The following is a 21080-nucleotide window of genomic DNA, read 5'->3' as shown; positions in this document are numbered from 1 at the left end:
CCATCCGTTTCTCGTGCGCATCGCCGTCACACCAGGTGCAGGGCGGCGACGACGAGGTCGATCAGCTTGATGCCGACGAACGGCACCAGCAGCCCGCCGAGGCCGTAGACCAGGAGATTGCGCCTGAGCAGCGCCGCCGCGCCGACCGGCCGGTAGGCAACGCCCTTGAGGGCCAGCGGAATCAGGGCGATGATGATCAGCGCGTTGAAGATCACCGCCGAGAGGATGGCCGACTGGGGCGAAGCCAGGTTCATCACGTTCAGGGCGCCGAGCTCGGGATAGGTCGCGATGAACAGGGCCGGGATGATGGCGAAATATTTGGCGACGTCGTTGGCGATCGAGAAGGTGGTGAGCGAGCCGCGGGTCATCAGCAATTGCTTGCCGATGCCGACGATCTCGATCAGCTTGGTGGGGCTGGAGTCCAGGTCCACCATGTTGCCCGCCTCGCGCGCCGCCTGGGTGCCGGTCTGCATGGCGACGCCGACATCGGCCTGGGCCAGCGCCGGGGCGTCATTGGTGCCGTCGCCGCACATGGCGATGAGGCGGCCGCCCGTCTGCTCTTTGCGGATATAGGCGAGCTTCTCCTCCGGCGTGGCTTCGGCCAGGAAGTCGTCGACGCCGGCCTCCGAGGCGATCGCGGCGGCGGTGATCGGATTGTCGCCCGTCACCATCACCGTGCGGATGCCCATCGAACGCAGTTCGGCAAAGCGCTCCTTGATGCCGGGCTTCACCACGTCCTTGAGGTGCACGACGCCGAGAATGCGGCTGCCGTCGGTAACGCCGAGCGGCGTGCCGCCCGTGCGGGCAACCTTCTCCACCGCCTGGCGGAAGGCGGCAGGGGCGGCCTCCAGCGTGGTGCCGGCGAACTTCACGATCGCATCGACCGCGCCCTTGCGGATGGAACGCCCGTCGATATCGATACCCGAGAGGCGGGTCTGGGCCGCGAAAGCGATCGTGATGATCGCCTTGGCTGTCAGGTCCGGCTGGGCAAGACCATAGTCGCTCTGGGCAAGGGCGATGATCGAGCGGCCCTCGGGGGTCTCGTCGGCAAGGCTTGCCAGCAGCACGGCTTCGGCCAGATCCTGCTCGCTGACGCCGGGGACGGCCAGGAATTCGGTCGCCATGCGGTTGCCGAAGGTGATGGTGCCGGTCTTGTCGAGCAGCAGGGTATCGACGTCGCCGGCAGCCTCGACCGCGCGGCCCGAGGTGGCCACCACGTTGAAGCGGATCAGGCGATCCATGCCGGCGATGCCGATGGCCGAGAGCAGGCCGCCGATGGTGGTGGGGATGAGGGTGACCAGCAGCGCCACCAGCACGGTGATGGAGAGCAGCGTGCCGGAATAGCCGGCAAGGCCCCACAGCGTGACCACGGCGATCAGAAAGATCAGCGTCATGCCCGAGAGCAGGATCGACAGGGCGATCTCGTTGGGGGTTTTCTGGCGCTCGGCGCCCTCGACCAACGCGATCATGCGATCGATGAAGGAAGAGCCGGGCTGGGTGGTGATGCGCACCTTGATCCAGTCCGACAGCACCTGCGTGCCGCCGGTGACGGCGGAGCGGTCGCCGCCGGATTCGCGGATCACGGGGGCGGATTCGCCGGTGATGGCGCTCTCGTTGACCGACGCCACGCCTTCGATCACCTCGCCGTCGCCGGGAATGAGGTCACCGGCTTCGACGATGACGATGTCGCCGACGCTGAGCCTGGTGGCATCGATCACCTGGAAGTTTCCCAGCTCGGCCGCCGCCGAAGGCATGCGTTTGGCCTTGAGGTCGGACTTGGTGCGCTTGAGGCTCTCGGCCTGCGCCTTGCCGCGCCCCTCGGCCACGGCTTCGGCGAAGGTGGCGAACAATACGGTGAACCACAGCCAGGCGGCGATCTGCGCACTGAAGCCGGCCCCGGCGCCGGTGAAGGCGTCACGCAGGCTGAGCACGGTGACCAGGGCCGCCACGACCTCGGTGACGAAGATCACCGGGTTGCGGACGAGCAGCCTGGGATCGAGCTTGACGAAGGCATCCCTGATCGCCGGCAGCAGGATGGCCGCGTCGAACATGGACGGGGATGTAGGTTTGGAAGACATGACAGCCGTTCCCGGAAAGCATTTTCGAACGAAGCGGATGCAGGTTCGCGTTACGAAAATGCGGTATGAAAAAGTGGCTGAGGGTGTCCCGAGCCGGTACGGCCCGGGATGGCCTCAGAAGGTTTTGCGGTCAGAACGTTTTTCCCGCGAGCATGACGAAATGCTCGACGATCGGCCCCAGCGCGAGGGCCGGGAAGAATTGCAGGCCGCCCACGATCAGGATGATGCCGACCAACAGGCCGACGAAAAGCGGCGTGTGTGTCGGGAAGGTACCGGCCGAGGCGGGTACCCTGGTCTTGGCGGCCAGGGAGCCGGCGATTGCCATCACCGGCACCACATAGGCAAAGCGGCCCAGCAGCATGGTGATGCCGAGGGTGGTGTTGAACCAGGGCGTATTGCCCGACAGGCTGGCAAAGGCCGAGCCATTGTTGCCCGCTGCCGAGGAGTAGGCGTAGAGAAGCTCGCTGAGGCCGTGCGGACCGGCATTGCCGAGTTGCGACAGGGCGAAAGACGCCATGGCGGAGATCGCGGTGAAGCCCAGAATCGCGGTGGGCAGGATCAGGATCGCCAGCACGGCGAACTTCATCTCGCGCGATTCGATCTTCTTGCCGAGGAACTCCGGGGTGCGACCGACCATGAGGCCGGCGATGAACACGCTGAGGATGGCGAAGACGACCATGCCGTAGAGGCCCGAGCCTACACCGCCGGGCAGCACTTCGCCCAGCTGGATCAGGAACATCGGGATCAGGCCGCCGAGCGGTGTGAGCGAGGAATGCATGGCGTTGACCGCGCCGCAGGACAGGCCCGTGGTGACGGCGACGAAGACGGCCGACATCGCCTGGCCGAAACGCAGTTCCTTGCCTTCCATATTGCCGAGGGCCGGATCGAGGCCGAGATGTGCGAGGATCGGATTGCCTGACGTCTCCGCCCAATAGACCACGGCGACACCGGCGATCAGGAGGACGCCCATGGCCGAGAGCAGGGCCCAGCCCTGGCGGCGGGAGCCGACCATCTGGCCGAACGCATAGACGAGCGCCGCCGAAATCGACAGCATCGAGAAGATCGACAGGTAATTAGCCAGCGCGGTGGGATTCTCGAAGGGATGGGCGGAATTGGCGTTGAAGAAGCCGCCGCCATTGGTGCCGAGCTGCTTGATCGCTTCCTGGCTCGCCATCGGCCCCATGGCGATGGTCTGCCTGGCGCCTTCCAGCGTGGTGGCGTCGACGCTGGCCTGCAGGGTCTGGGGAATGCCCATCGCCACGAAAGCCAGGGCGACGACGACGGCGATCGGCAGCAATATGTAAAGCGACGACCGGGTCAGATCGACCCAGAAATTGCCGAGCGTCTGGCCGCCCGAGCACATGAAGGCCCGGGTGAGAGCCAGTGCCAGGGCGATGCCGGTGGCGGCCGAGACGAAATTATGCACCGTGAGCCCGGCCATCTGGCTGAAATGGCTCATGGTGCTTTCGCCCGCATAGTTCTGCCAGTTGGTGTTGGTGACGAAGCTCACCGCCGTGTTGAAAGCCAGATCCGGCGTCAGATTGCCACAACCCTGCGGATTGAGCGGCAGATAGGCCTGCAGCCGCAGGATCGCGTAAAGCGAGGCAAATCCTGCCATGCTGAAGAACAGCATGGCGAGTGTATAGGCGAGCCATCCCTGTTCCCGGACCGGATCAATGCCGGAAAGTTTGTAAAAACCCTTCTCGACCGGCGTCAGGATAGGCGAGAGGAAGGTCCTCTCACCGGAGAAGACACGAGCCATATAGGCTCCCAGTGGCTTCACCGCTGCGAGCACCAAAGCGAACAGAAGGATGATCTGAAGCCATCCGTTCAAGGACATGGAAGTTCTCCAAAAGAGCACGGGCCCCGCTGAATTTCTCGCGGGAAGGGTTCCCTGGAGAAATCGGCGTTGGGCCCGGAAAAGCGAGAAAGCGCAGGAGGCGGGACCGTTTCCCGATGAGCCGGTCCCGCCCCCGCCGCGCACCGGCGCGGGGGCAGCCGGCACGGGAGGGCGGTGAAGCCACGCAGCTCAGAAACGTTCGGGGCGCACCAGCGTGAAGACGAGATAGGCGCCGAGCAGGATGGCCACGAGCAGGCCTATGAGGGGATCGAACATGATGCGCCTCACAGCCTGTCGAGGATGCGGGCATAGATGACCATCAGCAGCAGGCCGCCGAGCCCCAGCGCCATATAGGCAAGATCTAGCATGACAAACTCCAACCCGATTGGGCATGGATGTGGTTTGCCACCAAAGCGCGTCAGGGTTCGATTGCGATTATCGAGCCCCGGCATAAGGAAAGTGTAAGGATGGGGGATGGACGCCGCAGCCCAAAACGAGATTAAGGCAGAAATGGATTGACGATGCGCAGGCGCCCTTCGACGAACAGGCCGTTCTGCATGTCCTCGGACCACAGCCTGTCGCAGTCATTTATCAGGGCTGCCGCGACGATCATGGCGTCGTAGACCGAGAGCTTGTAGCGTTCGGCCAGGTCGATCCCGGTCTCATGGATTTCGACGGTGTTGGGTATAACCTGTAATAAGCTGCGCAAAGGCGACAGGAATTGCCGAGTTTCCTGCCATGACATGGTAAGTTTACGGTGGGTCACATTGGCGATTTCGTTCAAGACCTGAACGCTGATCGTGCCGCCCGTGAGGAGAAGTTCTTCTGCACGGTCCGCCTTGCTCGTATCCGACGATGCCAGATAGAGCAGAATATTCGTATCGAAGAAATCACCGGACATCGGCGCTATCGCGCATTGGCTTCATCGCGGTCAAATGTGAAATCCGCGGGCAATCTTCCGCGAAAAGCGCGCAACCTGCGCAGCAATTCCTCGCGGCCAGGTTTGCGGGCGATTTCCAATTGCCGCTCGTCGGCGATACGGATTTCGATGTCGTCGCCTTCTTTCAGCTGGAGGGCCTCGACGACTACGGCAGGAATGCGAACAGCCAGGCTATTGCCCCATTTAGCGACCTGCATGAATACGGCTCCGGATATACATACCATAGTATGTATAGGGTCTCGGTAGCCTGTCAACCTCGCCCCAAGCTATCGCAGACTCGGCGCCCAGTCCGGCGGGGCCAGCTCGAAGCCTTCGAAGCGGAAGCCGGGGGCAACGGTGCAGCCGACCAGGGTCCAGTCGCCGAGGCTGCGGGCTGCCTGCCAAACGCCCTTGGGCACCACGCCCTGCGGCCGCTGGCCGGCGGCGAGATCCGTGCCGAGGATCAGGTGTTCCGTGGTCGCGCCGTCGGCCGAAAGGTCGAGGGCCAGTGGAGAGCCGGCATGGAAATGCCAGATCTCGGCGGCGTCGACCCGGTGCCAATGCGAGCGCTCGCCCGCCTGGAGCAGGTAATAGATCGCAGTCGAGGCCGGCCTGTCGCCGTGGTGGGGTGAGTCCTGGAAGGTCTGCACATAATGCCCGCCTTCGGGGTGGGGTTGCATGCCGAGGAGGGTGATCATGTCGGCGGCAGTCGTCATGGTCATTTCTGCTGTCTCGAAAAAAGCCGATATCCGGGGCTCCTGGCGGAAGCAAGGGCCCGGGTGCCCGCGAGTCTGTCAGAAGCGGTTCTTGCGCTCGCGCAGTTCGGCGAACACGGCGACGGGATCCGCTCCCGCCAGCCCGAGCTGCGCGGCAATGCCGGGGGCGTCGGCGCGCAGGAAGGGATTTTCGCGCTTCTCGGCGCCGAGCAGGACGGGCAGGGTGAAGCGGTGGGCGCCGCGCTGGACCTCGACCTCGGCGGCCCGCCGGGCCAGCGCCTCGTTGGCGGGATCGACCGTGAGGGCGAAGCGTGCATTGGCGAGGGTGTATTCGTGCCCGCAATAGAGCCGGGTGTCGTCGGGCAGGGCGCGCAATTTGGTGAGCGATCGCCACATATCGGCCGGCGTGCCTTCGAACAGCCGGCCGCAGCCCAGCGAGAACAGGGTGTCGGCGGCAAACAGCAGCTTCTCCTGCCTGAACCAGTAGGCGATATGGCCGACCGTGTGGCCGGGCGTATCGATGATCTCGGCCACAAGCGAGCCGACATTGACGGTGTCGCCTTCGCTGACCGTCTCGTCGACAGCGGGGATGCGGTGGGCATCGGCTTTCGCCGCCACCACCCGGCAGCCATAGGAGGTTTTCAGCGCCTCGACGCCCTCGACGTGATCGGCATGGTGATGGGTGACCAGGATGTCGGTGAGCCGCCAGCCGCGCCGTTCGAGGGCCGCTTCGATCGCTTCGGCCTCCGGCGCGTCGATGGCCGCGGTGCGTCCGCTCGCCTCGTCATGGAGCAGCACGCCGAAATTGTCGCTCCGGCACAAGAACAGTTCGATCAGCGCGCTCATTCTCACCCTCGCGGCATGCACATTTCCTTGGAGATGCGACTCCTTCTATGCGATTGGCGATGCGAGGTCACGCAAACGATGGTGCGGGCCGACGGTGATGAAGGAGTTCAAGGCATGTCCGGCGAAACCGTGGTGATCGGCGATGCGCCCCTGACCATCGATGCGCTGGCCGCCATCGCCGCCGACCGCCGTCCGGTCGTGTTGTCGCCCCGTGCGCGTGAGCGCATCGGCGCGGCGCGCACGGTGATCGAGCAGGCCATCGCGGAGAACAAGCCGGTCTATGGGCTGACCACCGGGCTTGGCGCGGGCGTCGACACCCGGCTTTCCGCCGACGATCTCGCAGCCTTCCAGCGGCGCGTCGCCTTTGCACGCGCGGTCGGCGTGGGCGACGAAATGCCGGTCGCCGAGGTCAGGGCCATGATGGCGGCCCGCATCGCCGGCATGAGCGTCGGCCGGACCGGCGTATCCCTGGCGGTGGTCGAGGCGCTGGCCGCGGCCCTCAATGCCGGATTTCATCCCATCGTGCCGACGATCGGCTCGATCGGCGCCGCCGACCTCGCGCCGCTTGCGCATATGGCCCTGGCGCTGCTCGGCGAAGGCCAGGCCGAATATCGTAGCGAACGCCTGGACGGCGCCGAGGCCTTGCGCCGCGCCGGGCTGCAGCCGGTGCCGATCGGGCCGAAGGACGGGCATGCGCTGGTGGTGGCCAATGCCGCCTCTACCGGCCGCGGTGCCCTGGTGCTCGCCGAGGCGCGCCTGGCGCTCGATACGCTCGACCGTGCCGCGGCCCTGTCGATGGAAGCCTTCGGCGCCAACATCACGCCTCTGTCGGAGGCCGTGAATGCCGCCCGACCGGCCCCCGGCCAGCTTGAGGCGGCCCGCATGATCTATGCCTTGCTGGCCGGCGGCCCGCTTGGCGACAACAAGGCGAGCCGGCGCGTTCAGGACCCGTTGTCCTTCCGCTGCGTCGCGCCGGTGCATGGCGCCGCGCGCACCGCCTTCGCCGAGGCGGAGGCGATGGTGCTGCTCGAACTCAACCATTCCGGCGACAATCCGGTGATCGTCGAGGGGCAATTGGTGTCCAACGGCAATTTCGACATGACCGGCTTCACGCTGCGCTTCGAGGCGCTTTCGCAGGCCCTCTCCCATGCGGCGACGATCTCCGCCCAGCGGGCCCTGAAGCTGATGTCGCCCGTCTATTCCGACCAGCCGCGCTTTCTCACGCCGATGGGCCAGAGCCGCACCGGCTTTGCCACGCTGCAGAAGGCGATCGGCGCGCTGGAAGGCGAGATCCGGGCACGGGCGCAGCCGGCGACCCTGGCCTTGCTGCATGCGGCCGACGGCGTCGAGGACCATGCCGCCAATGCGCCGGCAGCGGTGACCAAGCTGGGCGAGAGCGCGGAGCGCCTCCTGGTGCTGGCGGCCTGCGAATTGGTGGTGGCGGCCCAGAGCATCGATCTGCGCGGCTCTGTGACGCTGGGCGAGGGCACCGCCCGCATCCGCGATTTCGTCCGTGCCCATGTCGAGCGCCTGGAGGAAGACCGTCCGAGCGGCCCGGACGTCTCCCGCCTGGCGGATGCGATCCGGGCGCGGGGGTGGTGAGGCTGACCGGCATTCCGGCTGGTTGACCGTCTATTTGTCAGGCAATAGCTTGAAGCCAATCAAAACGATCAACGCCATCCGGGCCCTGACATCATGCTCGACTACCCCATCATCGACAGTCACGTTCATCTGCTCGATCCGGCACGTCTCGGCTATGCCTGGACGCAGGGCATCACCGGCCTGCGCTCCAAGGCTGAGCCGGCGGATGTGTTCGCTGCAGCCAAGCCGGTCGAGGTCGAGCGTTTCGTCTTCGTGGAGGTCGATGTCGACGCCGGCCAGCATCTGGCCGAAGCCGCCTGGGTCAGCGAGCTTGCGGCGGCCGAGCCGCGGCTGGGCGGCATGGTGGCGAACCTGCCGCTCGAAAAGGGGGTGGCGGTCGAGGCCGATCTCGAGCAACTGCGCCAACACAAGCCCCTGCGAGGCATCCGGCGGCTGATCCAGGGCCAGTCCGATCCGGACTTCTGCCTGCGGCCCGATTTCCTGGCCGGCCTCAAGCTGCTGGCCCGCCATGATCTTTCCTTCGACATCTGCATCCTGCACCACCAATTGCCGAACGCGATCCGCATGGTGCAGCAATGCCCGGATGTCCGCTTCGTGCTCGATCATATCGGCAAGCCGGCGATCAAGGTGGGCGAGATGGACCCCTGGCGTGCCGATTTGAAGCGGCTCGCCGCGTTGCCCAACGTCCATTGCAAGATTTCCGGCGTGTGCACGGAGGCCGATCACCGTACCTGGACCCGCCAGGAGATCACGCCCTATGTCGAGCATGCCCTGGAAAGCTTCGGCTTCGAGCGCGTGATGTTCGGCTCGGATTGGCATGTGCTGGAACTGGCGGGGACCTATCCCGACTGGGTGCATGTCGTCGACGAGATCGTGCATGACTGCTCGCCGTCGGAGCGGCGCAAGCTGTTCAGGGACAATGCGGCGGCGTTCTATCGGCTGAGGTGAGGAGGCCGAGGATGGCGTTCTGTCGAGCGGCACCCCTCATCCCCCTGCCGGGACCTTCTCCCGCAAGGGGAGAAGGAATTTGATTGGGATGGGCCGCAAAATCTTGCATGCGGCCAGACTGCGCCCCTTGCCAAATGGAGCCCCTTCTTCCCTTGCGGGAGAAGGTGGCGGCAGCCGGATGAGGGGTGGACCACCCTCTACTGCGTGACGACCTTGACCCGGTCGCCCGGCCTGAGCGGGCTAGTTTCGTCGAAGCCGTTCAGCACAAGGAAGCGCTCGAGCTGATCCTGCGGCCCGGCCATGCGGGCTGCCAGGGATTGCAGCGTGTCGCCCGAGCGCACGGTGACGATATCGATATGCTCGGGGCGCACATCGCGCTGCTCCTCCGGGGTCATGCGCCGGAAGCTGTTGGCGGTTTCCTGGAACAGGGCGTCGGTCGCGGCATTGAGGTCGCGCGCCGCCAGGATCAGGCGGTAGACGTCGCTGCCGAAGCGGATGGCATAGAGGCGGAAGCTCCAGTCCGTGCCGCGGGCGAGGGCGGTTGCTGCCTCGTTGCCGTTGATGCGCAGGGTGGAAACCGAGGAGGTATCCACGCCGCTGATCCAGCCGGAGGCGAGATAGTCGGACAGCGACTGGCCATCCTTGGTCTTGACCGTGTCGAGACGCAGCGCCCGGCCGTTGCCATCGATGCCGAGAATGGCCTGCGGCGTGTTGTCGAGGGTGAAATTGGGCGGCGCGATGAAGGTGAAGGCCAGGCGCGGCTGCCAGAAGATGCGGCCCTGCACATAGCCTTGCGCGGGATCCTCGCCATAGGTGAGCCCGTCGATCACCGACAGATAGCGGAATTTGTCATGCTCGCCCGAGCCGGGGGCGCCATACTGGGCCGCCTCGGTGTTGGCCTTGGCGATGCGTTCGGGCGTGGAGGGATGGGTCGACAGGAAGTCCGGCGTGGTCTGGCGCGAACGCGCCTCCACCTGCCGGCGCATCGAGGTCAGGAAGCGCGCCGCGCCATAGGGATCGAAGCCGGCCTTAGCGATGGTGCGGATGCCGATCTCGTCGGCGTTCAACTCCTGCTGGCGCGAAAAGCTGGCCAGGCTGTTCTGGCTCGAGGATACCAGGCCGGGATTGTGCACCATGCTGGCCACCTTGGAGACGACCAGGGACTGACGCTCGCGATCGGCGCGCGCGGCGGCATGGCGCGCGGAGACATGCGCCATCTCATGGGCGATCACGGCAGCGATTTCGGCATCGTCATTGGCGAGCGCGAGCAGGCCGCGTGTCACGTAGAGCCGGCCGGAGGGCAGGGCGAAAGCATTGATCGACGAGGCGTTCAGCACCGTCAGCTTGTAGGGAATGTCGGGCCGATCGGATTGGGCGGCGAGACGCTGAACGAGATCGTCGAGATAGCGCTCCAGGGCGGCGTTGCGATAGGCGCCGCCATAGGAAGCCAGGACGCGGGCGCTTTCGCGGTCCTCCGCGTTGGGGGGAGCGATGACGCGCGGAGCGTCTGCGGGAAGGGCTGCCGGCGTGGCGCGCGAAGGATCGCCCGCCTCGTTGTCGCCCACGGTGGCGCAAGAGGACAGGCCGAGCGCGAGCGCCAGGGCACAAACCCACCGCCAGTTCGGTTGTCTTGCCGCGCCCCCCAGCATCTCGTCCAGCTTCCACTCCTCCTACGGCGACACCGGCGCGACCTGTTCGATCGCCGCCGGCTCGGTAATTTCGATGCGAGGCCCGTCGCGCATCGTCACGACGCCGCGGGCCCTGACATAGCTGCCCTCGAGGGCAGTGGCGGTGAGACCGGTTGCCTCGAAACGTGGCCATTGTTTGGCGGGTATCGCCAAAGTCACGTCTTCGCGCCAGATTTTGCCGAAATCGATCCACACGGTCGTCTTCGTCACTCCAACATGCAGCACGCGTCCCGCCACGATGACGAAGCCGTCGGCGTGGCGGGCAACGGCCTCGGGAGTCGCCGCATCGGCGACTGCATAGCCCGGTTCGGCCCAGAGGCCAAGCCGAGCCCGACGGGCATTGTCTTCTGCAGTCATTAATTCTGTGTAACACGCCTCTTCCCCAGCGGAAGGTCGAATGCGCGCCAGTCCGCGGGCGGTGAGATCGGCCACGAGGTCGCGGCCCTCGAGATAGAGAGCTCCGCGCAACGCGCCATGCCTGTCTGGCGTCGCCGAACCCACCAGAGTCGCGACGGTGCCGGCAAGATCGGGCAGCCGCAGCGAGGCAAGATCCACGCCCGCAAGCCGGATCCTGCGACCGTCCGCGAGCAGAATATGACCGTCACCGCTCTTGCCGGCAATCGTCACATTCTCGCCGGCTTCCGCCGGGACGGCGCAGGGATCAGCCAATGCCGCGTGCAGATTGCTCGAAAATATCGCAACGGCGGCCATTGTGCCTAAAATTTGCGCAGACCATGGCAAGCGAGTGGCCCTCACATTGAGCAGAGGTAATTTTTGTCATGATTTTTCATGATCTTAGCATGTCGTTTCGCAGTTGGCACGCGGCTTGAAAGAGCGTGTTCGACCGCAACGCGACTTTCGTCCGATTGCTCATCTTGCGGCGAAGCTCGATCCGGAACCCGAGCCGCGGTTCCCTGGAGCAAGGCGCGTGTCGAACGAGACGCTCAGTGCTCCAACTCTTTGTTTTGACGCGTCTTCGCGGCTCCTGGCGCCATCGCCAGACCGCAAGGCGCCATAGGGGATAGGACAACATGAAAATAGTGATGGCCATCATCAAGCCGTTCAAGCTCGAGGAGGTGCGCGATGCGCTCACGGGTCTGGGCGTGCACGGTCTGACCGTGACCGAGGTGAAGGGGTATGGCCGCCAGAAGGGGCATACCGAGATCTATCGCGGCGCCGAATATGCGGTGAGCTTCCTGCCCAAGCTGAAGATCGAGGTCGCGGTGCCGAGCGAACTCGTCACCAAGGTGATCGACGCGATCACCGCAGCCGCCAAGACCGGCCAGATCGGCGACGGCAAGATTTTCGTGATGCCGATCGAAACGGCGGTGCGCATCCGCACCGGCGAGCGCGACGGCGACGCGCTCTAGGTCCCCCGCCGCCGATGCCCTCGACTCCCATGAGACAGGATCCTTTCCAGATGACTTCCCTTCGTTTCCTCAAATCCGCCTTCATGGCCCTCATGGGCGCCGGGCTGCTTGCGGGCCCCGCTCTCGCCCAGACCGCAGCGCCGCCGCCGACGCTGAATTCCGGCGACACGGCCTGGATGCTGGTATCCTGCGCGCTGGTGCTGATGATGATCGCGCCGGGCCTGGGCCTGTTCTATGGCGGCCTGGTGCGTGCCAAGAACATGCTGTCCATCCTCATGCAGGTGCTGATCGTCGCCTCGGTGGTGATGGTGATCTGGGTGTTCTATGGCTATACCCTCGCTTTCAGCGATGGCGGTCCGCTCTTCGGCGGCTTCTCCAAGGCCTTCCTCGCCGGCATCACCAAGGACACGCTGAGCGGCACCATTCCTGAATATGTGTTCGTCTGCTTCCAGATGACCTTCGCGGCGATCACGCCCGCCCTCATCGTCGGCGCCTTCGCCGAGCGCATGAAGTTCTCCGCCGTGGTGCTGTTCTGCCTGCTCTGGGTCACCTTCATCTACATCCCGGTCGCCCATTCGGTGTGGCAGTCCACGGGCTGGCTGTTCAAGCTGGGCGCCTTCGATTTCGCCGGCGGTACCGTCGTGCACATCAATGCCGGCGTTGCCGGCCTGGTGGGCTGCCTGATGATCGGCAAGCGCACCGGCTTCGGCAAGGAGCAGATGCCGCCCCATTCGCTCACCCTCTCCTGGGTCGGCGCCGGCCTGCTGTGGGTCGGCTGGTTCGGCTTCAACGCCGGTTCGGCGCTCTCGGCGGGCGCCAGCGCGGGCCTTGCCATGATGACCACCTTCGTCGCCACGGCCGGCGCGATCCTGGGCTGGTCGCTGATCGAATGGCTCACCCATGGCAAGCCCTCGATGCTGGGCGCCGTCTCCGGCGCGGTCGCCGGCCTGGTGGCCGTGACGCCCGCAGCCGGCTTCGTCGGCCCGGCCGGCGCCATCGCGCTCGGCTTCGTCGCCGGCATCGTCTGCTTCTTCTTCGTGACGACCGTGAAGAATGCCTTCGGCTATGACGACAGCCTCGACGTGTTCGGCGTGCATGGCATCGGTGGCATCCTCGGCGCTCTCGGCACCGGCGTGCTGGCTTCGCCTTCGCTGGGCGGCGTCGGCTATGCCGAAGGCGTGACGATGGGCAGCCAGCTCTGGGTGCAGGTCGAGGCGGTTGCCTTCACTGTGGCGATGACGGGCATCGGTTCGGCGATCCTGTTCAAGCTGGTCGACCTCGTCGTCGGCCTGCGTGTCGACCGCCAGACGGAGGCCGAAGGCCTCGATATCGTCGAACATGGTGAACGCGCCTATCACAGCTGAGCCTGACTGTACGACACGGATGCGATCCCCGGCCTATGGCCGGGGATTTCGTTTTTTGCCCGGAATGGCAGAAAATCGATCGTCTCCGGTGAAATTCCGGCTTTACCTCACGCTCAAATCTCCAAATCCCATCTGATTCAAGCTTCACGAAAATGAAGGAACGTCGCCCTGCTGTCATTTGATGTCGTTTGTAGGTCTCTTGCACAGCGGCTTGCAGGACACGATAGTGGGCAGGTCGAACGCTCGGGCAACGAGCGCAAATTCCATCAGGCGAGCCGCAGGGAACATTGACATGACGGGTAAGAACTTCACGCAGCAAGGGTCGGGTCTCATTCTCGACCGCCGCGAATTGATGAAGAGCGCCGCGGCGCTCGGCCTGAGCCTCGGCGGGTTGGGAGCGCTCGGCGGGTCGGCCCTGGCGGCCGACACCCCCAAGAAAGGCGGCACCTTGAAGCTGGGCATGGAGGGCGGTTCGGCCTCCGACAGTCTCGATCCGCGCACCTATGCCGATTCCGTGCCGATCTCCTACGGTTACCAGATCTGCAACGGCTTCGTCGAAATCGGCGATGACGGCCTGCCCAAGGGCGAGTTGTTCGAAAGCTGGGAATACAAGCCCGGCGCCAAGGAATGGATTTTCAACATCCGTAAGGACGTCACCTTCCATAATGGCAAGACGCTCGACGCCGATGATGCGATCTATTCGATCAACCTGCATCGCGGCGATACCAAATCGGCCGCCAAGGATCTGCTGAGCTCGATCACCGACGTCAAGAAGCTTAGTGCCAACCAGATCCAGATCACCTTGTCCGAGGGCAATCTCGACCTGCCCTACAACCTTTCCGACTATCACGTCCTGTGCGTGCCCAACGGCTACAGCGACTTCTCCAAGCTGGTCGGCACCGGCGCCTACAAGCTCGAAGTGTTCGAGCCCGGCGTGCGCGTGGTCACCAAGAACACCGGCAATTACTGGAAGCCCGGCCGCGGCAATTTCGACGGGATCGAACTGCAATACATCCAGGATCAAGCGTCGCGCCTGCAGGCCCTGATTTCGGGCCAGGTCGATGCCATCAACCGTCTCGACGCCAAGACCATGGACATCGTGACCTCCTCGCCCGACGTCAGCGTGGTGCAGAGCAAGGGCACCGGCAACCGCTTCGCCTTCGTGGCGCTGTGTGACACCGATCCCTATACCAATGCCGACCTGCGCTGGGCGCTGAAATATGGCATGGACCGCAAGAAGATCGTCGACACCGTCTATCAGGGCTATGCCACCGTCGGCAACGACACCACCATCAGCCCGTCGCACAAATACTATGCCAAGGATGTGCCGCAGACGCCCTACGATCCGGAGAAGGCGGCTTTCCACTACAAGAAGGCCGGCAGCCCCAAGCTGGAGCTCAAGGTTTCGGAAGGTGCCTATAATGGCGCGACCGATGCGGGCCTGCTCTACCAGGAAGCCATGAAGCAGGCGGGCATCGACCTCACGGTCACGCGCGTTTCGGGCGATGGCTACTGGTCGAACATCTGGCTGAAGGAGCCGTTCTGCGCTGTCTATTGGGGCGGCCGTCCCAATATCGATCTGCAGCTCTCCCAGACCTTCCTGTCCACCGCCAATTGGAACGACACCCATTGGAAGCGGCCGGAATTCGACAAGCTCCTGATCTCCGCCCGCGTCGAAACCGACGAAGCCAAGCGCGCACAGATCTATGCCGAATGCCAGAAGATGATCCACGACGATGGCGGCATGGTCTGCTACGCGGTCGGCGACTATCTCGATGCCTACTCCAAGAAGATCATGGGAACGGCTCCGCACCCGCGCTACGACATGTGCGACCAGCGTGTCGCTGAAAAGGGCTGGTTCGCCTGAGAACTCTTGGGGGCGACACGCGTGAGGCGTCTCGCCCCCTACCTTTCAAACTGCGGAATGAAGGGCGCGCGCGGGGGGAACTGCAGCGTGCCCGGCCTCCGTCGGCAACAGGTCGAAAGGGCACATTGTGGGACGTCTTATTGGTTGGCGCATCGTCCAGGGGGTGGCGACGCTCTTCGCAATCTCCCTCATTCTGTTTATTCTAACCCTCAACCTGCAGGGAAATGCGGCGGATGCCGTGCTCGGCCAGGCTGCAACGGCGGAAACCAAGGCCGCTTTCGAACGCAGCATCGGCCTCGATGTGCCGGCCTGGCAGCGTTATCTGAGCTGGCTGTGGAACATCATCACCCATTTCGATTTCGGCCGGTCCTATACCAACCAGAACGTCATCGTGAACGATCTGTGGCCGCGCTTCACCAACACGCTGTTCCTGGCCTGCTATGCCGCCGTGATCGCCGTACCGCTCGCGGTGATCACCGGCATCACCTGCGCCATCACCGAAGGGCGTCTGGCTGACAGGGCCGCCAATGTGCTGGCGCTGATCGCCATCTCGCTGCCGGAGTTCTTCATCGGCGGCGTGCTGATCCTGCTCTTTGCCGGTTATTGGCGCTGGTTTCCGCCGCTGGCGGCCGTCCATCCCGACATGGGCTTCTTCACCCGCCTTTACGTGACCTTCCTGCCGGCGGTGGCGCTGACCTGCCTGGTCACCGCCCATATGATGCGCATGACACGCAATTCGGTGCTGTCGATCATGTCGACGCCCTATGTCGAAATGGGCTTCCTCAAGGGCCTGACGCGTGCCCGCGTCGTCACCAAGCACGCGCTGCCGAACGCGGCGTCGCCGATCATTTCGGTGGTGGCGCTGAACATCGCCTATCTCGTGGTCGGCGTGGTCGTGATCGAGAAAGTGTTCACCTATCCCGGCGTCGGCCAATACATGATCGACGCAGTGACCAAGCGTGACGTGCCGGCGATTCTGGCGTGCGGCATCCTGTTTGCGGCCGTGTTCATCATCCTCAATACGATTGCCGACGTGCTGGCGATCATCCTCAATCCGCGTCTGCGGCATCCCCGGTAGGAGAGCAGCATGGTCATTTTCGGACACAAGGCGCCGCTCACCGCCGTCATCGGCCTGTTCATCATTGCGCTCAACGTGGTCATCGCGGTCGCCGGTCCCTGGCTTGCGCCCTATTCGGAGACGCAGACCGTCGGCAAGACCTGGGCGACGATTTCAGCGACGAGCTGGCTGGGAACCGACCAGATCGGCCGCGACATGCTCACCCGCCTGATCTACGGTGCCCGCCTCACCATCGGTATCGCCCTCGTCACCACCATCCTGTCCTTCGCCATCGGCATCACGCTCGGTCTGGTGGCCGCTGTGACCGGGCGCTGGATCGATGCCGTGCTTTCGCGCACCGTCGACATCGTGATGTCGGTGCCGCTGCTGATCTGGGCGCTGATCATCCTGTCGATCTTCGGCCAGACCCTGACGTCGCTGGTGCTGACCATCGCCTTCCTCGACTCCAGCCGCGTCTATCGCCTCGCCCGCGCGCTCGGCATGAATCTCGCCTCGCTCGATTTCGTCGAGGTGGCCAGGCTGCGCGGCGAGGGCATCTGGTGGGTGGTCTGGCGCGAGATCCTGCCCAATGCCGCCGCTCCCCTGATGTCGGAATTCGGCCTGCGCTTCTGCTTCAACTTCCTGTTCATCGCCGCGCTGAGCTTCATCGGCCTCGGCGTGCCCCTGCCATATGCGGACTGGGGCGGCATGGTGCGCGACAACATCACCAGCCTCAAGCTCGGGCGGGCGGCGGCGCTCTATCCTGCTGCCGCCATCGCTCTCCTCACCATCGGCATCAATCTTGTGGTCGATTGGTTCCTGTCGATCGATGCCCGCCCGTCCGGCGCGCAGGCGGAAATGTAAGGGGGCTGAGATGGCAGATAACAAAACCTCTTCCGACCTGATCCTCGAGCTCGAAAAGCTCAAGGTCGAGACCATCACCGGCCGGGTTCTCGTCGACAATGTCGACGTGACACTGCGGCGGGGCGAGATCCTCGGCCTCATCGGCGAATCCGGTGCCGGCAAATCCACCATCGGCCTGGCGTCGATGGCCTATGCCCGCGCCGGCATGCGCATCACCGGCGGCTCGATCAAGCTCGACGGCACCGAACTGCGCGCCTCCACCGCCGCGCAGCGCCGCAACTTCCGCGGCAAGAGCATCGCCTATATCGCTCAGAGCGCCGCCGCCTCCTTCAACCCGGCCATGACGCTGATGGACCAGGTCTGCGAGGCGCCGGTCGTGCATGGCGTGATGACGCGGCCGGAAGCGGAAGCCTATGCCCGCAAGCTCTTCCGCATCCTGCAGCTGCCCAATCCCGACACGATCGGCGACCGCTACCCGCATCAGGTCTCGGGTGGCCAGCTTCAGCGTGCCATGGCCGCGATGGCGATGAGCTGCCGGCCCGATGTGATCGTGCTGGACGAGCCCACCACGGCGCTCGACGTCACCACCCAGATCGAGGTGCTCGCTCTGCTGCGCGACCTCATCCGGGAATTCGGGACGGCCGGCCTCTACATCACCCATGACCTCGCCGTGGTGGCGCAGATCGCCCACCGCATCATGGTGTTGCGCCACGGCAAGACCGTCGAGGTCGGCGAGGCCAAGCAAGTGCTGGAGGCTCCGCGGACCGATTATGCCCGCGCCCTGGTGAATGAGCGCCGCGAGGCCGAGCATCTCCAGCTCACCGCCCCGCCAGAGGGGGCCGAGCCGGTACTCTCCATGACGAACGTCACTGCCGGCTACGGCCCGGTTGCGATCGTCAAGAATGCCTCGTTCAAGCTTGCGAAGGGCGAGACCCTGGCGGTGGTGGGCGAGTCCGGCTCCGGCAAGAGCACGATCGCGCGCATCGTCGTCGGCCTGCTGCCGCGCTGGGAAGGTGACGTCTCGCTCAACGGCAAGACCCTGCCGCCGGCGCTGCCCCAGCGCAGCAAGGACATCCTGCGGCGCCTGCAGATGGTGCATCAGATGCCGGACGTCGCGCTCAATCCGCGCCAGACCCTGGGCCAGATCATCGGGCGGCCGGTGAGCTTCTATTTCAACCGCTCGGCAGGAGACGTGCGCAAGCGCGTGCTCGAATTGCTGCGCCAGGTAGGCCTGCCCGAGGAGTTCGCCGATCGCCGGCCCGGACAGCTCTCAGGCGGCCAGAAGCAGCGCGTCTGCATTGCGCGCGCATTGGCCGCCGAGCCGGAGGTGATCATCTGCGACGAGCCGACTTCCGCTCTCGACCCGCTGGTGGCGGAGGACGTGTTGAAGCTCCTCAAGAAGCTGCAGGACGATCTCGGCCTCGCCTATATTTTCATCACCCACGATCTCGGCACGGTGCGCCGCATCGCCCATCGCACGGCGGTGATGTTCAAGGGCGAGATCATCGCCCAGGGGCCCACGGCGGATATCTTCGCACCGCCCTTCCATCCCTACACGGAGAAGCTGATCAGCTCCGTACCGGAGATGGATACGCATTGGCTCGACAATATTCTCGCCAGCCGCAAGGTGGCGTGATCCGATGGTTCGCTGAAAGGGCCGGTCTTCGGACCTAATACGGTTCACTTAAGCAGGAACCGCTCCGAATTTGTCATAGCCGGGCTTGATCCGGCTACCCAGAAGCCGCACGGACGAACCGTCGGGGAGCTGGATTGCCGGGTCAAGCCCGGCAATGACAAAGGTCGAGCACCCCGAAACGCTTAAGTGAACTGCATTAGGTCTTCGGACCGGCCCTTTTCGCTCGTTTTTCTTGAAGTATTTTCCAATGTCCCCTGTCCGCACGATCGAACATTTCTTCATTCCCCTTGCCGACGGCACTCGGCTGGCCGCGCGCCTCTGGCTGCCCGAGGATGCCGAAGCCAGGCCGGTGCCGGCGATCCTCGAATATATTCCCTATCGCAAGCGCGACGGCACGCGCGGGCGGGACGAGCCAATGCATGGCTGGTTCGCGGCCAATGGCTATGCCGCCATCCGCGTCGACATGCGCGGCAGCGGCGAGTCCGACGGCCTGCTCGAGGACGAATATCTGCAGCGGGAACTCGATGACGCCTGCGAGGTGATCGCCTGGCTGGCGGCCCAGCCCTGGTGCACGGGTTCCGTCGGCATGATGGGCAAGAGCTGGGGCGGCTTCAATTGCCTGCAGGTCGCGGCACTCAACCCGCCGGCCCTCAAGGCCGTCATCAGCGTCTGCTCCACCGACGACCGTTATGCCGACGACATCCATTTCATGGGCGGCACCCTGCTCAACGACAATCTGTGGTGGGGCTCGATCATGCTGGCCTATCAGGCCCGGCCGGCCGATCCGGCGCTGGTCGGCGAGGCCTGGCGGGCGCAATGGCAGCATCGCCTCGACCATCTGCCGTTCTTCCCGGCGCTCTGGCTCGCGCATCAAAGGCGCGACGCCTATTGGCGGCACGGCTCGATTTGCGAGGATTTCTCGGCTGTGCAATGCCCCGTCTTTGCTGTCGGCGGCTGGGGCGATGCCTATACCAATGCCATTCCCCGCCTGCTCGAGGGGCTCACCGTGCCCAGGCTCGGCCTGATCGGGCCCTGGGCGCATATCTATCCGCAGGACGGCGTGCCGGGACCGGCCATCGGCTTCCTGCAGGAGGCCACGCGCTGGTGGGATCACTGGCTGAAGGGAGTGGATCGCGGCATCATGGCCGAGCCGATGATGCGGGCCTTCGTCGAGGAGTGGACACCGCCGGGCCATCGCGATCCGGTGCCCGGCCGCTTTGTCGGCGAGACGACATGGCCGTCGCCGGAGATCGTCGCCAGGGCCGTCCATCTGGCGCCGGGCGCCCTGGCGGCCGAGCCCGGCCGGGCCAGCGAAATCGCCTTCACCTCGCCGGCCTGGACGGGAGCGGCGGCAGGCGAATGGATGGGCACCGGCGTCGCCGGCGAGGAACCGGCCGATCAGCGCCATGACGATGCCTTCTCCTGCTGCTTCGATGGCGAGGTCCTGACCGAACGGCTTGAATTGCTCGGCGCGCCGGAGATCGAGGTGGAGCTCGCCTCCGACAAGCCCCTGGCCCAGCTCTGCGCCCGGCTCTGCGACGTCGCCCCGGACGGTTCCTCGCGCCGTATCGCCTATGGGGTGCTCAACCTGACCCATCGCGACAGCCATGCCGAGCCCGAAGCCCTGGTGCCCGGCCGCTTCCATCCTATCCGTCTCAAGCTCAGCGATTGCGGCTATGCCCTCGCGCCGGGCCATCGCCTCAGGCTGGCCTTGTCCACGGCCTATTGGCCGCTGATCTGGCCAGCACCCGAGCCGGTGACGCTCACCTTGCGCTGCCCCGGCCGGTTGACCCTGCCCGTGCGCAGGGCCCGCGCGGACGACGTCGTCATTGCCTTCGAACCGGCGCTGAGCGCGGCCCGTACGCCGACGACCAAGGTCGCAGAGGGACGGATGGCGCGCACTACCTCGCTCGACCTCCTCACTGACACGGCGACCTATGTCACGGAAGGGGAGGGCGGCCTGTTCGGCGAGGGCGTGCTGCGCTTCGACGAGATCGACACCACGCTCTCCCATAGCCTCCGGCGCGAGCTGACCGTCAGGGGCGATGATCCTCTCAGTGCGCGCTACCGCCTCACCGAGAGCTATCAGATGGGGCGTGAGGGCTGGCAGATCCGCATCGAGGTGAAGACCGCGATGCAGGCGACCGCCACCGATTTCATACTGGAGGGTGAACTCAAGGCCTCGGCCAATGGCGAGATGGCGGCCGAGCGCCGCTGGCATGAGAAAATCCCGCGCGATCTCTTGTGACCGCAATTGCGCCTTGGGCGCGCCATATCGGGCCATT

Annotated in this window: 18 protein-coding genes; 9 read left to right on the top strand and 9 right to left on the bottom strand. The window is 64.9% G+C overall.

Features of this window, described 5'->3' with window-relative positions; all coding sequences use genetic code 11:
- Positions 1-26 precede the first annotated feature (26 nt).
- The 7 genes from kdpB to gloB all read right to left on the bottom strand — a co-directional run bounded on the left by kdpB (position 27) and on the right by gloB (position 6399).
- Entirely contained in the window at positions 27-2078 is a 2052-nt protein-coding gene (kdpB, locus tag C5L14_RS28375; RefSeq protein ID WP_105865414.1) for a potassium-transporting ATPase subunit KdpB, read from the bottom strand.
- Between the two features lie 130 nt (positions 2079-2208).
- Entirely contained in the window at positions 2209-3918 is a 1710-nt protein-coding gene (gene kdpA, locus C5L14_RS28370) for a potassium-transporting ATPase subunit KdpA (protein ID WP_105865413.1), read from the bottom strand.
- Positions 3919-4107: 189 nt separating this feature from the next.
- A complete protein-coding gene (gene kdpF, locus C5L14_RS28365) occupies positions 4108-4206 on the bottom strand; it encodes a K(+)-transporting ATPase subunit F (RefSeq protein WP_209433467.1) in 99 nt (32 codons plus the stop codon).
- A gap of 211 nt (positions 4207-4417) precedes the next feature.
- Positions 4418-4819 carry a PIN domain-containing protein gene (locus C5L14_RS28360; protein WP_105865411.1) on the bottom strand — a complete coding sequence of 134 codons (402 nt, stop codon included), beginning with the start codon at positions 4817-4819 and terminating at the stop codon, positions 4418-4420.
- Positions 4820-4824: 5 nt separating this feature from the next.
- A complete protein-coding gene (locus tag C5L14_RS28355; RefSeq protein WP_105865410.1) occupies positions 4825-5055 on the bottom strand; it encodes an AbrB/MazE/SpoVT family DNA-binding domain-containing protein in 231 nt (76 codons plus the stop codon).
- A gap of 69 nt (positions 5056-5124) precedes the next feature.
- Positions 5125-5559 carry a cupin domain-containing protein gene (locus C5L14_RS28350; protein ID WP_210203301.1) on the bottom strand — a complete coding sequence of 145 codons (435 nt, stop codon included), beginning with the start codon at positions 5557-5559 and terminating at the stop codon, positions 5125-5127.
- A 72-nt stretch (positions 5560-5631) separates the two neighbouring features.
- Positions 5632-6399, bottom strand: a complete 768-nt coding sequence (gene gloB / locus C5L14_RS28345; RefSeq protein ID WP_105865409.1) for a hydroxyacylglutathione hydrolase — start codon at positions 6397-6399, stop codon at positions 5632-5634.
- A 114-nt stretch (positions 6400-6513) separates the two neighbouring features.
- Here gloB and C5L14_RS28340 point away from each other — a divergent pair, with 114 nt between their 5' ends.
- Both C5L14_RS28340 and C5L14_RS28335 read left to right on the top strand, forming a co-directional pair.
- Positions 6514-8001: an HAL/PAL/TAL family ammonia-lyase gene (locus C5L14_RS28340; protein ID WP_105865408.1), complete on the top strand. Its 1488-nt coding sequence runs from the start codon at positions 6514-6516 to the stop codon at positions 7999-8001.
- Between the two features lie 93 nt (positions 8002-8094).
- A complete protein-coding gene (locus C5L14_RS28335) occupies positions 8095-8949 on the top strand; it encodes an amidohydrolase family protein (protein WP_105865407.1) in 855 nt (284 codons plus the stop codon).
- Between the two features lie 197 nt (positions 8950-9146).
- Here the strand turns inward: C5L14_RS28335 and C5L14_RS28330 are convergent, their stop codons facing one another.
- Together C5L14_RS28330 and C5L14_RS28325 are read right to left on the bottom strand one after the other, a co-directional pair.
- On the bottom strand, positions 9147-10598 hold the full coding sequence (locus tag C5L14_RS28330; RefSeq protein WP_105865406.1) for a M48 family metalloprotease: 1452 nt from the start codon (positions 10596-10598) through the stop codon (positions 9147-9149).
- A gap of 21 nt (positions 10599-10619) precedes the next feature.
- Positions 10620-11378: a thermonuclease family protein gene (locus C5L14_RS28325; RefSeq protein ID WP_146127044.1), complete on the bottom strand. Its 759-nt coding sequence runs from the start codon at positions 11376-11378 to the stop codon at positions 10620-10622.
- Positions 11379-11668: 290 nt separating this feature from the next.
- Between C5L14_RS28325 and C5L14_RS28320 the strand changes: the two genes are divergently transcribed.
- From C5L14_RS28320 to C5L14_RS28290, 7 genes are all read left to right on the top strand, one after another.
- Positions 11669-12007, top strand: a complete 339-nt coding sequence (locus tag C5L14_RS28320; RefSeq protein ID WP_105865404.1) for a P-II family nitrogen regulator — start codon at positions 11669-11671, stop codon at positions 12005-12007.
- A 50-nt stretch (positions 12008-12057) separates the two neighbouring features.
- Positions 12058-13371 carry an ammonium transporter gene (locus C5L14_RS28315; RefSeq protein WP_210203300.1) on the top strand — a complete coding sequence of 438 codons (1314 nt, stop codon included), beginning with the start codon at positions 12058-12060 and terminating at the stop codon, positions 13369-13371.
- 292 nt (positions 13372-13663) lie between these two features.
- Entirely contained in the window at positions 13664-15238 is a 1575-nt protein-coding gene (locus tag C5L14_RS28310) for an ABC transporter substrate-binding protein (RefSeq protein WP_181161369.1), read from the top strand.
- 127 nt (positions 15239-15365) lie between these two features.
- Positions 15366-16316, top strand: a complete 951-nt coding sequence (locus C5L14_RS28305) for an ABC transporter permease (protein WP_105865401.1) — start codon at positions 15366-15368, stop codon at positions 16314-16316.
- Positions 16317-16325: 9 nt separating this feature from the next.
- Positions 16326-17159 carry an ABC transporter permease gene (locus C5L14_RS28300; RefSeq protein WP_105865400.1) on the top strand — a complete coding sequence of 278 codons (834 nt, stop codon included), beginning with the start codon at positions 16326-16328 and terminating at the stop codon, positions 17157-17159.
- Positions 17160-17169: 10 nt separating this feature from the next.
- Positions 17170-18795, top strand: coding sequence for an ABC transporter ATP-binding protein (locus C5L14_RS28295; protein WP_105865399.1), 1626 nt, complete (start codon positions 17170-17172; stop codon positions 18793-18795).
- A gap of 247 nt (positions 18796-19042) precedes the next feature.
- Complete coding sequence (locus C5L14_RS28290; protein ID WP_105865398.1) at positions 19043-21043, top strand: CocE/NonD family hydrolase; 2001 nt, start codon at positions 19043-19045, stop codon at positions 21041-21043.
- Positions 21044-21080 lie beyond the last annotated feature (37 nt).

It is taken from the genome of Labrys okinawensis (genome assembly GCF_002982075.1).
GTDB classification, from domain to species: domain Bacteria; phylum Pseudomonadota; class Alphaproteobacteria; order Rhizobiales; family Labraceae; genus Labrys; species Labrys okinawensis_A.
This window is presented reverse-complemented; position numbering and strand designations above follow the sequence as displayed.